This window comes from Paenibacillus pini JCM 16418 (assembly GCF_000576305.1).
GTDB classification, from domain to species: Bacteria; Bacillota; Bacilli; order Paenibacillales; family Paenibacillaceae; genus Paenibacillus_AQ; species Paenibacillus_AQ pini.
In genome coordinates this window covers 118,509-132,681 of sequence record NZ_BAVZ01000012.1, presented here as the reverse complement: position 1 = coordinate 132,681, position 14,173 = coordinate 118,509, and the positions used below count along the sequence as shown (strand labels likewise).

The window sequence follows — 14,173 nt, the reverse complement described above, 5'->3', positions numbered from 1 at the left end:
TTATCCTCTTTAATATTGAAAGAAGACATTCCATTCGTACTAAGATAACTTAAGGGTATTTTATCAAAATATATCCCATCTTTTGAATAATTACCCGCCTCGTCTTTTGCTAGAATTTTAAACTTATATGTTTTTCCTGGTGCAAGTCCTATGAAAGTGTAGTTTGTTGATGTGGTAGTATCAACATATTTAGAATCAAGGTAAACGTCATAGCCTACTACACCAACATTGTCAGTAGAAGGTAGCCAAGAGATTTTAATTCTGTCATAGTTTCTTAGTTGTGTAATGAAACCAGTTGGTGTTGTAGGTATTGTTTTATCAACTTTAGCCTCGCCCGTGACTTCATCACTAAGATTGAATACATTATCTACAGTCCTACCAAAAACATTATGTAAACCTTCCGTGTCAATAACAAAAGGAGTCGCATAGTCCTTCCATTCTCCACCTTGACCGATTTTATATTGATATTTTTGAAATCCACTATCTGCATCTGTACCATTAAGTAAGGTAACCGTGACATACTTATTTGTCCATGTTAGAGGTACAATATCCATTGTTGGTGGGGTTGGATTAGTTGTGTCAACCTTAACCGTTTCTGTTAATATTTCAGAATCATTTCTATTCTTATCTCTGACAAATGACTTGAAATTATATATTCCAGTATTGGGTAACTGTATAGGGCCCTTATACTCTTTAAAACCAGAGTCATTAAGATCATAGAATGTCCTATAAACACCTGATTCGCTATCTTTACCCGTTAAATTATAGTAAACCCCTTTGCCATACCAATCATTTACTCCTTTAACACCTTCAATAAATGAGCTAATTGTTGGTATAGTTTCATCCTGGGTTCCTCTTGAGTCCAATTCAACCGATGGAGGCATCGTGTAATCAACAGTTCCATCACCGTTTTCATCTACTTGTAATGTAATTTGTCCACTTTTATTGGTGCTAGAAGTAAAAATAGAATTTGGAGTTACGGGTATTTCATCAAATCTCACTGTCTTTTCTTCTAAGTCGTTTTCATCCGACCAAATTATTGAATAAATCATGTCACCGTAACCTGTTCCCTTTAAACGAACTTTGTAATCTCCATCATTTAACAGAGCAATTTTTGTCTCTCCGTCTGTGTAATAACTCGCAAAGGGAATATTTTCTTCATATTTATCTGATCCAGTAGAACCCAAGTGATTCCCTTCTCCATCATAAATATTCAAATCGACCGGAGATTCAATCTTCACTTTAAGCGTACTTGTTTTTTGTGTGTTTCTGCGAATATTACTTGCAAGTTGATTAGGATTTCCGTCTAATATATTCTTTACTTGTTGTTGGACATTTTTATTTCCAGGTAAATCGCCATGTTTTTCTTTTATATAGTAGGTTTTATTAGAACTTAAAGAATTACCAACAGTAGCACTAATTAAAGGTACAGTTCCATCACCCTGAATATTTATAAGATCTGCAATAGGATGGTTTGAAGAATCATCTTTGACTGTTAGACCGCCTATAGTAGGAATTTGATCACCTATAATATAATAAGAATCTACGGAGTTTAAATTTCCAATAATATTTAAATTTTTTTGAAATCCCTCCGCTCGATCCATCAATCCATCGTTAAACCAGTCTCTCTTTTTAAGGTATTCCTTTGTTGTATTATAATCTTTCAGTTTAGTGTTTTCATACTTATCCCATCTTGATATTGAGGGACCAAGATATTTTTGTTTCGTTAAATAGGAGGTACTGTTCAGCTTAAAATAACTTACACTAGGAAGTAATTCATATGCGGATAGTATATTGGGCATAATTTTTTTAATACCCTTATGAATGGCAAGATCTTTATAGTAGACACCTGCCGCTTCTCCCGTTTCAAATATATATGCTGCTTGCGGTGCTCCTAAATATGGAGTTCCCAAAGTTATTAATTTATCAACCTTACTTCCATTTCCTTGGTTGATATACTCTGTTGCAATTACCCCTCCCATACTGTGAGCAACTATATATAATTTACTATTAGGTGACTTTCTTATCTCTTCGTCAACAACAGCCTTTAAATATTTTGCATTCTGTGTGGCTCCGAGTCTCCAGTCATATCCGAAATCGACTACGTGATATTTATCACTTAGAGATGAATTAAGGGTCTTATACCAATTAGGTAAAGGTAATTTAGCAGTAATCTGATTTATTGTCACTCCATCTTTATCCATAGCCATTTTTTCAATATCACTGATAATTTGAGTCATATTAGGAAGCCACACTTGATTACTTCCAGCAAACAACTCAGTACCCATTATTCCAGGTATAAGTATTACTCTATTTTTATATACCTCAACTGAACATTCCCCAGTGTAATTTGAAGCGTTGTCCAACGGTGTTATTACAAACTTATACATTCCTTCATCAGATGCCTTATATTCATATGTATTACTCATATTTGTTGACCATTCTGTAGATTTCCATATCCATGTTTGACCTTTATATATATCGATCGTAACAGGATGCGGTTCATCATTAAAACTATAGTGAACTTTAATCGCTTTTCCAAATTCAACTACAGATTGCTCTGCCCAAACTGAGGTACTTCTGATTCCAATGCTACTTTTCGAGTTAATAGTATTCTGTGATGTGCTGTCTGCATAGCTTATATTATTTAGTGTAATTGATAGAATCAGCAACATACACAAAAACACTCTAGAAAAATTTCTCATTAATATTCCCCTTAATATGTTTTATTCATTACGCATACAATAGTCAACTGGACCACAGTTTATTATATTTTTCTTTTCATCTATTGTAATAGACACAAAATCATTTTTGATTTTGCTATAAAAGACTAACTTAAGCTCCATATTAGGTACTAAATTTAATATTGTATCCACTTCACTCCTTTTGATTTTCCCCTCTACTACTTTTTTAATAATAAGTACATTTCTAATTACCTCTTCACGAGTTCTTTCTATACTTAATTCCGAATCAATTATGTAAGGAACTTCGTTCGATTTAAGATTCATTCCAACACTATTAATAATACTTTGTTGTGCTTCTATTGAAGGAGTTTTCAAATAATTACTGATTTTAAGTTGGTATTCCTGAAAATATGGTGTACCGAATAAAAAAAAGAAGTATAGACCCATCATTACAAATATAAATTTTACATTCTCCTCTTTTTTACTTAATCTAATTATTAGTACACAGTAGCTCACAACAATTATTATCAACAATAAAATGGATAGCATCGTAAGTTTAGGATTGTGTTGTGTAAATATACCCTCCCCTGTCGTAAAAATAATGGAAATGATCAAAAATAACTAACTACTCCCAACACTGAGGTTATCAATAGTAATAAAGTCTTATAAAATTTAGACAAAATCCCCCCCCCCTTCCGCAAATTTATTATGACTCTAATTGATTATAATCTCCAATCAATGTCTAATGCTGTCGAATTATGTATTTTGATATTTTTTTTGTGTTTATTATAATTTAAGGAATTAAAATAACTTATTTACATTAAAAATCCCTGATAGATCATTATTATTGATCAAATCAGGGCCTAATTCAGTCTCATTTATTTAAATATTTGTAATTATTTCTGAATACGTTTATTATCCGGGAATATATATCTATCTATAAGCAACCTTCCTTCCCTTTGTTTTTCCTCTGACCAATTTTGATCCCATTGATCTTGGGTTTCAAAGGTATTTATACCACCTAACACTTCTCTTATTTCTTCATCCGCTGCAACCATAGCCTTCTTACTTTGAATAATTCCAGGCTGGAAACAATTCAAACTATCCGTAACCCTATTTAAAGTCATTTCGGATTCATCAGGTTTAAGCAACTTATAAGGATACCTATTTTCGAAATATGTATTAAACTGATCTATAGCAGAAGAATAGATTCTTTTATTCCAGAGAACAACCAAAAACATTGCAGAACCAAAACGTATCGAAAATACATGGTCTGCTCTTTTAATTTTAATTGTATCCTTTGTCATAGAATTTCTACGTTTCTTTAAATAAATAATACCATTTTCCAAAATATGAGGGGAGTGAAGAACGTACAATGGCTTACCTCTCAGAAAGATCTATGAAGGGTATAGTTCCTTACATTTTAAAATATTGAGCATTATCAAGTTGCCTATACAAAAAAGAAATAAAACACAGAATATCCAAGCAATCTTGCTTACTAATTGGCCAAGTATTAGTTGGTTCGTGAGCAATAGGATTTCTTATAGTTTGCATTAATCCTGAAGATAAAAACTTTATTCCTTCCTGCACGTTTTTATCCGTCTCAGTCACACATTTAGTTATTTTAAGACGCCATTGTTTACACTCAACACATCCATCATTAGCCCCACGCCGTCCTTATCACTTCGTGCACTACCTTTTACGAAATAATCATAAGCTTTGGCTGCTTCAAAAACAGCATGAAAATAATTACCTTGCAAAAATACCCTACAATGTTTACTTACTTCACTATGAAACTGCCTCCCTAAGAACAAATCAAGCTCATCTTTATAGAGTAAATTATAAGGTAACCCATTTTCCGTTAACGTCTCTATCACTGCGTCGACATTATTGCTATCAGCAAGCTCCTTGCAAAATCGAATTAATAGCTTATTCCATTCTTCATTGTTCATTTTCACTGTAGCTAAAGCCATTATCCAATCATATAATATTGTGCTCTTTCCGCGGTAATAGAATCATGAGGGAAACTGCGTTTCTGGAATGAGAAACAAGCCCAACTCTATTAATTTCATTTTTCGTTGCATTCGATTTTAATATCACTCCAATTTTAATAGCTATTAATTTATAATTTAACACCGGCATCCCCCTCTAAATGTGCCGCGGTACTTATCGTTATCCCGTTCCTGAAAATATTCACTTTGTATTTTTGATCTAACGAGAAAGAAACCGCTCTTAGCTCTACTCATAAATTCGATACTCTTCCTTAATTTTTCTTTCAGTCATACTTCTATAGCTAGGAAAACTTCCTTCGTCCATTCTCACTAATAAATTAGTTTCGCAGTTCATTGGGCCAACTTGGCGATAAGAACGCTAATATCAGGGATCAACCAAATTGACCTCTTCCATTAAACGGATTATAATTTTTCAATTCTATATTTCATTCAAATCATCTATAAGTCCATATGGTATGCCTTTCGATCCATTCCCATCAAACTTAGCAACTACGTGTTTTTCGGAAAGAAACTCAGGATATCCATTGTTAATAATAATTAACTGCATTTGATCCCCCTTGTCGAGGTCTAACTGAATAAAATATCGAATAATAGAGTTATAGATTATTTCATCCTTAAATTGCTCTTCATCTTGATTAGGGTCTGCACCAAGATTTTTTCGTGGGGTATCAATAATTAATAATCCAGGATGATTATTCTGGTCTTCAATTCCAACGATGAGAACACTTAAATAATATGCCATTGTTAACATAGTGACTGAACCTAAACTACCAATATTATCATATTTTCTTCCTCTAACATATGGCAAATAATCTTTAATACCGATGTATGCATTTGATAACTTTGGAAAATCAAACTCTTTAAGGACACCTTCATATACTTCACTGACCCTATCAACAATAGTATCCTTGTCTATATCATTTGCCTCAATTTCTTTTGCGCGTTTTTTCAACTTCTCTAACAAAGAGTTCTCCGTATCAAGCTTAGCAAGCATAGCATTAAACTCCTGAATAACTTTTAATGTTCGATCTAAATCCTTGAGTTGATTTCTACTCTCGCCGAGTTCTAAATTCAACTTTTCAATTTCTTCAAGGTAGGGACTTATATATTCCATTCTCAAGTGATTTAGTGTGTCTTCATCATCATGTAATTTTATTTCCGCTTCGTTTCTCTTTTGTTGTAATTTCCTGATCTGCTCATTCTGCTCGTCTATAAATGTAGACAACTTTTTAAATCGCAACTTCAATCGAGTAGATTCACTTTTATAAACCTTTTGTTCTACTTCCGACAAACTTCTAAGATTATTCCCACAAAGTTCACATCCCGTCTCATGTGGGTACAGCTCATTTAAGCAGGAGGGACATATTTCAAAATCATAACGATTTAGAGAAACAGAACCTTCCAATAAAAATTCAATCTTCCCTAATTCACTTTGGTATTGATTTCTAAGTAAAAATAATTTTTCAACATATTGAGTATGTTCTGAAATCTCTTTTGAGTACTTCTCGATGTCAGAGCGCCTTTCAAAAATTGAATCCTCAAGTTCTCCACCTGGTAATACATCATTCTGTTTGGCATCTGATTTTAATTTATATAGTGCAGTTTTTTTTTCTGAAATTCGATTTTCAAATTCTTTTTTTTTTTCTAAATAATTATCTAAATCCAGCAATTTAAGATTTTTAAGGAATTCAGAAACCCCTTGCTTTCTTTTTTCTAAATCTGCAATTAACTCCGTCTGTTCTTTAATCTTGGCCTTTAATTCTGATAGCAAACTATCAAAGATATTAAACAGTATTTCAAATGTCGGTTTCCGCTTTATGCTGGGTCCCCAATTTTTTTCCTTCATGAGATCCTCACTATCAATCTCCGTTTGTTTTAAGTAACAGAACTTATAAATGTCTCTAAAACTAAATGTTTGATTTACTACTTTGATGTCAAAAAAACCAAGCTCATTGAGTAAAAATCTTGATAATGAACTTTCGTTGGCAGGAGACTCTACGGGTAATAAATCAAAATCTTTACTAAATTGTTGCTCATCCTCCTTGTAATGAAAAAGCTTTACCGGTCTATCAAAATCAAATAAAGGACGAATTATCTTGTAAATTTTACTTCCAATTTCTATTTCCAGCTCTACATCAGTACAACTCTGTCTAACTTCAATATAGTCTTTGTGTTTTTCAGAACCTAACGCGTAATTAATAAGTTCAGCTATTGTTGATTTCCCCGTAGATGTAGGTCCTGATATGTAATTTAATCCTCTCTTGAATGTTACAGAATAATTTTTCTTCAGACCTATCAACGTCAATCGATTGATAAACATTTTCTCCAATTGGAGTGCACTCCTTCATTTTCAACTATTTATTCGAGAGAGACTTCTTTTAATTATTTCATTTTCGATTTTGGTATCACTTAGCTTCGATACATGCTTCTTTATATGCAAGGCAACTGATTTCAAACTTTTTGAGTAAGATGAGTTCAGACCTTCAATAATGTCAGTTCCATCTTGCGTAATTTGATAGATAAACTCATTGCCCGAAATAATTCGCGAAATCAATCGTTTTGCAGTTAAGTACCTTAAGTACAGATGATATTCTTCCCGATTTGGTTTCCAATGATAATATGAATAATAATCATAATAGCTGAAGTTATTAACTAGATCTTCATCGTCGATCATTACACTTGGGTATTTCATATAGAAATCAAACAACATTATTTTATCTAATGACGTTTTAATCGATTTCTGATTTCCGAAGTAAGATAGTAGAATTAAAATTCGGTTTACATGCAAAATTAATTCAGAGTTAATCTGTATTGTTCGATCCATTCGATGTTCCTCCCTTGGCCAGTCGAAATTGGACTAAGTTTCGTTCATAACTTTTCACCCAGCCAATTTTACAATCGTCAGCCCATTGATGTAACATACCCTTCTTTGCGTACAGACTTGTTGGTATAACTTTTGAGGACAATGTTGTTTCCGCGTACTTTTCAATTTGGTCATATACACTTGATAAGAGCGCGGCGCCACTATTCTCATCCTGATATCCAAGATATTTACTGTGCCAAAAGCTACGTACGTCATTCCTGAGGCGAACTAATTCCTTCATTTCACTTTTTACCGCTTTACTCTTCACAGCATTGCTCAATATCTCTGCATGAAAGAATTCTGTTTGACAAAGCTCGTGTTGAACTATCAGCGCTGCTTCAAGCTTTTCTACAAAGACAAAATCTTTGTACTGATCTTCATCTAGCTCATACAAATAGGGGTCCACATACTCATAAATTTCGATTTCCTTTTCATTTAACACATTAACAAAATTTGAAATCCCGATGGCACCAAGCGAGATGGCCTTCCCTTTTTCCATTGCTTCTGTTAATAACACTCCAACCAATTTACCATCCACCAATAACGGCGCACCTGACAGACCTGAGAAGTCTGCAATTTGTGTTTGGTGACTTAAATCAATATTCCAATCAAACGGATTGAAGACCGCATCCCCCATTACTCTTGATATTTTATTTTGCACCCATTGGCCTGCTGACCATTTTACAGTGGGATATCCAAAAGTTTCGAAATCGTCACCTGAATCAACCTCAAAGTCAGAAAACCGCAAATAACTCTGATTAATAGGTGAATCAAATTCAAGGATTACAACCGAACTCTCAACATTAATTGAAATTGGTAAAGCCTTTCGAACTTCACGTTCCTTTCCTATATTTAGAAATTCCAATGTAATATCAACAGAATTGTTCTGCAAATGACGCTTAATATTATGCGTTGCAGTGAGGACACTATTTGATGAAATTAAGAAAGCAGTTCCTTTGTCTAAATCATCATCTAACCCACAAGTGAGTCTACAAACAGATGACATCACGTCTCTTTGATTATGCCACATCCAATTCCCATCCCCCTTTAAACTTCAATTCTAAGCACACTACTATCATCTGGATAAACAATGGTGCATTTGTAACTTAGACTTTCAACAAGTTCTTCAATAAATTGTGAATTGGCGGTACGGTAATTGCAATAAATTTCAATTTTTTCTCCCTTTGATTCTTGTATGATCTTCGCTAGCGTACTAAGATCAGGATGACCATGTTTGCTACCATCTGTAGAGATAACATATTTTGAACAATCAATAAGTTCTAATATTCTAGTATTTGTATTATTGGAACTCCCATGATGTGATATTTTTACTAAATCAAAAACAATACGACCATTATGATCTTTTTCCATGTTATCTAATTGCTCAAAAACTATATCTGGATGTGCATCCCCCAGGAAAAGCATCTTTTTATTTCCAGCCTCTAAAATAAATGCGATAGATGAACCATTTGTGGCAGACTTGTCTGTCGTTTCATCCACTGAAAGAAGATCCTTAAATTGAATACTAACTTTTGAAATTGGTTTTTGAAGATCCTCTCCCCCCTCATTACTATCCGTTAATAAACCAAATTCAAATGCATCATCAAATATTTCTTCTGCAGAGAACACAAAATTATATTTCTTTTTCAACAATTCCTTCTCCCATTTCTCTGCCAATTTCTCAAGTTTTTTCGTGTTTGGCGATAGCAAGGTAACTGTAAAATTGGAGAATGAGATGGGCTCGGATTTATCAGAATTTACTGCTTTACCTTGAAAAGATTTGTTCCATGAATAGCCGCGAGACAAAAGTAAACCAGCCAGTGTCGACCCCTGTTTAGCGCTTATATCCTCAGATTCATTTGTTCTTTGCTCAGTGTGCTTTTTTCCGTTAGAGATAATATCTCTTAAAATTTCAATTTCGGATTCTCCGATATGTTTCGCCTTTGAGAACTGCAAATGTCTATAACTATTGTGCCAAACTTGTTCAATTGGAATTATCAATGGCGAACCACTTATGCCATTCTCCGATATCAATTCAATAGCTCCTTGGATATGATCTTGATCAACGTGTGTAACAACCATTAAATCAAGCTTACCTGAATTTTGCGCTAAAACAGTAAGCCGCTGCTTAATAAAATTATGGTATGTATCATAAACACCAGCATCAATAAGGATATGGCTCTTATCAATTGAAATCAAAAAGGAATCCCCTTCAGAGGCTGGAAAGACTTCTACTTGTATGCTTGAAGCCAACATTGCTCTTCCTCTCTATTTATAAATGAGATGTAATATTATATAGCCTATTTGTCCTACTTTATTTTACCTTGTAGATATAGCGAATGCTGTCGAACCTTGCCGAAACGCTTCAAATACAATACTTTTGTGTTAAACTGTCTACCACTCCATCAAATGTCTAAAGAAAATAAAGTAGACTCAACGAATTGAATTGCAGTGGTCTTATGATTCCAAATTGACAGCATTTAAAGCGTAGTAGACTACGGGCGCTGGTACGCTTCCCGAAGAGTAGCATACATACTCAAGAGGACAGCTGCCAAACCGGCGCTGTCCTCTTGAGTATGTATGGGCTGTTGACAATGATAGGTTCCAATCACTAAGAAGAAGGGCATTGGATGGCCCTGCCTATATTTTTTAATTTGAAAAGATTATCTTCGGCAGTCTTACATCGTTCGTAATAATGCAAAAGGAATTTTTCGTATAAATTTTAAAACATTATTGTTCAGCAAATATACAGCATTTAATTTAGCAATTGTCAGCGAGCTCCATGGATCAAAATGATATTATAGAATCGAAAGGTATTGCAACCTTTTCTCGCTAATGTATTGGTTTAGTTCTGGTGCTATCGAATTTAAGTAGCTTTGCCTTATACCAATATAGCTATAGATATCTTTAGACAAGACACGATGATTCTCGTTCTGCACAAAGAACTCATCCACCCTATCGATCAACAGTTTCTTCCTTGCTTCTAAGCGCTTCCTGCCCTGTTCATTCTTCCTTTCTTTAATATAATGGTGAAACCCCCAAGTACGAATAGTATTTGATGTGACTTTGAGTAAGAGCGATATTCGCTCTATAGAAATATCCTGATCATTTTCTAACATTTCCTGACATAGAGCCTTCATCATTTCTTCGCAAGTTTCAAGACTATGCCGCATGGGAAGTTTTCGCTGCGAATAAACTTGGGCATTCATTACTTCTGAATGATATCGATATAGAAGAAAGTGACGATAGGAATCCCAACACTTCCATTTGTGAATGTTATTCATGTTCCCATTTTTTTCAACAGATTGAACAAATGCCAATAATAGGTCCTCATCAAGCTTTTCAGCCTCGCCAAAAACAGGTCTTGTACAAAAATAAGCAATAATGCCCCACCAACGATCTCTATTAAAATCAACCGGCCTTCGAAGACCTAGTAATGTCATACTGCCATTTTCCTTTATCATGTGTTGCAAATCGTAATAACCTTTCAAGAACCCCTCTAGTTCAACCATATTTCCTTTTGCATTAAAAGCAAACCTACTTCCACAAGCTGTACATGCAACATATTTGCGAAGCAGTGAACCGTCTGAATGACGTTTTGCTACAGTCCCCGTCTTCACCAAAGATCCAGATCTTTGAAAGTAAGTACACCACGGAGCAATGCATCTGATATTTTCAAAAATATCATGTTTTAAAGTGCGTAATGAATCCCGGAAAATTTCAGGCACTTCTAATTTTTCAAAATATTCATAATCGATGTTGCAGAATACCATTACATTTAACAAGGTTCTAATGTGTAAGGCTCTCTTCCTAAGAAGAGCGTTTCTTGCAAGTTGCAGTAAATACGGCAAATGAATCTTTAGAACACTAGCATTACGTTGGACGATATTTCTATTAAAAATAGAATGCTCCTCGTTTAACAAGTACAATAACATAGTGGCAACCTCTGATGGGCTTCTATAATTTCCACTACAGTATTGTAACTGACTCCATATAGTCTCTACGAGTTGGTGCTTCTCTAACTCCTCAACATCCAATTTTTCTATAAATGGAGGAGTGTCTTTTAATTTAAAGTAGCAATAAGGGCAAATCTCAATATTATCAATATCCATTATTTTAATGACGTTTCCACATTGACTACAGCCTTGAGATAGAGAAATTTGATGTTTCACACAACATGAGACCCCATCTATTTTCCATTGACGTCTGATATATGCTTTCTCCTCAATACAAAGAGGACAGAAATGCAAGTTATCACGCATCATTCCTCTCAGGATACGAGAACACGGAATTTCACTAGGGTAGCAAAACTTCTCTAAGACATGATAATACGTCATAGCAATTAGCTGACCCTTCGACACTTCGGTTTCCTCCGCGAAATCTTCCAGAATGATAAATGCCTCAGGTGTACGTTCAAGCAAATGAGCATCGGCCTTCTGAGGATTGATCAATTTATTTCTACTAATATCGTGCCAAATAGAAAGCATCTTAGTTCCATTTTCAGTTGCAAATCGAGTCATAAAGCTAATAAGAGATTCGTCACTCATCGGTTTTATACGAACTGAAAACATACTTTCACATCCTTTACTAAGGGCTACTATCATTATTTCCCCTTAGAAAAAAGGCATACCTGCTCATAATAGTTTAACTGTTATTATGAGCGAATAAATAGTTTTCAATTTCTTGTTCTATCTTTTCCTTTACGATTTTATACCCCTTAGCATGGATATACTGAATCCCTAAATATCTTGCCACAGCTGCAACAGATAAATTTCTTTGTGATTTAATAAGTTGCTGTATAGCCTCCCTTATTCGATTTATGAGTAGCTGCAGCTTGTAGCTTTTATCCTTTTCATTGACTTCCTTAACCGAAGCAGTCATGTAATTGATTAGTCCAGGATATTTTTCTACGATATAGTCTCTGTGCCTACCTAGACTGTCATAAACCGTTCTCATCAAAATCGGATTTTTATCGCCATGGTCAGTAATAAGATTATCAAATATTTTACGAAGTTCTTTCTCTTCGTTATGTCGCCTTCTAGTTAATTGTTTATCCTTGGCCTTTTGAATAGCGGTTGTTATATCATACGAATGTATGGTTTTCTCGGAACAGTCAAGAGCTACCGCTACCTTAGAGAGTGATACTGGCATCTCAGCTAATGTTAAATCATTAATGATCCGTTCAGCCCGAATAGAAAGGTCACGATGCCTCTTCAGTGGTTTTTTCAAATCCGAAGACTTATGAATAAAATACAGTTGCACTTCAGAATGAGCATAATAATAACTAAACATTTTCAAGTTCCAACCATATCGCTCTCTCGTTTTTTTATATTTGGTTTCGGGGTAAGTATGAAGTTCATATTGTAGTTCTTCAAATAAGGAGACAAGGTTCTCCGGTACGTTAGAAAATGTGTATTGGCTACCAATTGAATCCGGCATCAATCGATGGTAAGCAAGATACCCAAATATTTCACTAATTCGAAAGTAGTTGATTTTAAGTTCGCGAGAAATCTCTGTTCTTGTCAATCCATTTTCTGCGAGATTCTTTACCGAAGAAATTAAATCTATTTTCCCGTCTATTTCCTGCCATTGGTTGGTTGCGGTTGATAGGCATATCTCATAAAGCAGCCTTCACAGACAAAATAATAGGGATAACGAATCCCCTTTTTTCTGGGCTCAACTCTTTCATTTACTAAAATCATTCTTTGATGTTCACTATTGCAACACCAAGGCGTCATGCAAGCCCTCGATGGACTTACCTTCTTTTCTTTCACTGTTAATATGCTATTCAAATATGATTTCGGAACGTCAATTTTGGAAAATTGTTCTATATTCATGTTGGCATAATCCAACACTTCAAATAATAACGATTGGGTTACTTTTTTAACCACGGAGTTGCCTCTAACAAATGCAACTAGACTTTTCACAAGATTTTTAGAAAAACCAACTATGTCTTTTCTAATATAATCGGTTGCCTGATTTTGAGCAACGAATAGTAATTTTAATGCCAATGACCTCTCCATACTCAGCTTTCCATATCTCTTTGTGAGCATTTGGTCTGATTCAAGAAGAAATAGCCATCGGTGATAAGTCTTTTTTTGCTGGCTCAAGTCATTCGTATCAGCTACAACCACAGGAATATCAACCAACTTCACATTTGACTCCAACTTGATATTATGAATGAAGCAGTTATCTATTTCTTTCAACTGCCAAATAAGTTTATATACATCCTCCTGTTTGATACAGGAGGGACAAAACTTACGTGACTTCTTATCAAGAGCCTTTTGGATCATGACCATAGCACGATCATATTCTTGATATGGATTATTAAAAAATTTGGAACATACTGTGAAATAGGAAAGCTGTGCAATGGAATCTAAGGTAATATCTAATAGCCTAGACAATCTCTTAGGATCAATTAAGCAAAAGTCATAATCTAGTCGGTAGTATAAATTTGATCTTAGCATGTGAACAGATCCAGTATGAATGTCTCTCCAAATATCCATCTTATCGCAACCATTTGATATTCCCGTCCGAAATAAAAAAGAGGTAAGGCTCTCCCCAGATTTAGGAGTAGGCCTTACCGTCAATCGATGTTTGTCCACTCTGCACTT

Annotated in this window: 10 protein-coding genes and 1 pseudogene; all 11 read right to left on the bottom strand. The window is 34.5% G+C overall.

The features are described 5' to 3' along the window. The coding region (locus tag JCM16418_RS16670; RefSeq protein WP_148298840.1) for an OmpL47-type beta-barrel domain-containing protein at positions 1–2,705 on the bottom strand (2,705 nt) is incomplete at its 3' end. Positions 2,706–2,726: 21 nt separating this feature from the next. Next, entirely contained in the window at positions 2,727–3,134 is a 408-nt protein-coding gene (locus JCM16418_RS16665; RefSeq protein WP_148298839.1) for a hypothetical protein, read from the bottom strand. A gap of 446 nt (positions 3,135–3,580) precedes the next feature. Further along, on the bottom strand, positions 3,581–4,033 hold the full coding sequence (locus JCM16418_RS16660; protein ID WP_148298838.1) for a hypothetical protein: 453 nt from the start codon (positions 4,031–4,033) through the stop codon (positions 3,581–3,583). A 67-nt stretch (positions 4,034–4,100) separates the two neighbouring features. Continuing rightward, positions 4,101–4,636: pseudogene (locus JCM16418_RS26940) on the bottom strand (TIGR02391 family protein). Positions 4,637–5,114: 478 nt separating this feature from the next. Further along, positions 5,115–7,016, bottom strand: coding sequence for an AAA family ATPase (locus JCM16418_RS16650; protein ID WP_036651174.1), 1,902 nt, complete (start codon positions 7,014–7,016; stop codon positions 5,115–5,117). Between the two features lie 30 nt (positions 7,017–7,046). Then, positions 7,047–7,520: an ABC-three component system middle component 2 gene (locus JCM16418_RS16645; protein ID WP_036651145.1), complete on the bottom strand. Its 474-nt coding sequence runs from the start codon at positions 7,518–7,520 to the stop codon at positions 7,047–7,049. Next, a complete protein-coding gene (locus JCM16418_RS16640) occupies positions 7,498–8,589 on the bottom strand; it encodes a trypsin-like serine peptidase (RefSeq protein WP_052020434.1) in 1,092 nt (363 codons plus the stop codon). Before JCM16418_RS16640 ends, JCM16418_RS16645 begins: the two co-directional genes overlap by 23 nt. A gap of 17 nt (positions 8,590–8,606) precedes the next feature. Continuing rightward, a complete protein-coding gene (gene avs1a, locus JCM16418_RS16635; protein ID WP_036651143.1) occupies positions 8,607–9,815 on the bottom strand; it encodes an AVAST type 1 anti-phage system MBL fold metallo-hydrolase Avs1a in 1,209 nt (402 codons plus the stop codon). 542 nt (positions 9,816–10,357) lie between these two features. Continuing rightward, positions 10,358–12,106: a TniQ family protein gene (locus tag JCM16418_RS16630; RefSeq protein ID WP_158442442.1), complete on the bottom strand. Its 1,749-nt coding sequence runs from the start codon at positions 12,104–12,106 to the stop codon at positions 10,358–10,360. A 97-nt stretch (positions 12,107–12,203) separates the two neighbouring features. Continuing rightward, positions 12,204–13,085, bottom strand: a complete 882-nt coding sequence (locus JCM16418_RS16625) for a hypothetical protein (RefSeq protein WP_036651140.1) — start codon at positions 13,083–13,085, stop codon at positions 12,204–12,206. A 50-nt stretch (positions 13,086–13,135) separates the two neighbouring features. After that, positions 13,136–14,164 carry a TniQ family protein gene (locus tag JCM16418_RS16620; protein WP_036651139.1) on the bottom strand — a complete coding sequence of 343 codons (1,029 nt, stop codon included), beginning with the start codon at positions 14,162–14,164 and terminating at the stop codon, positions 13,136–13,138. Between the last annotated feature and the right edge of the window lie 9 nt (positions 14,165–14,173).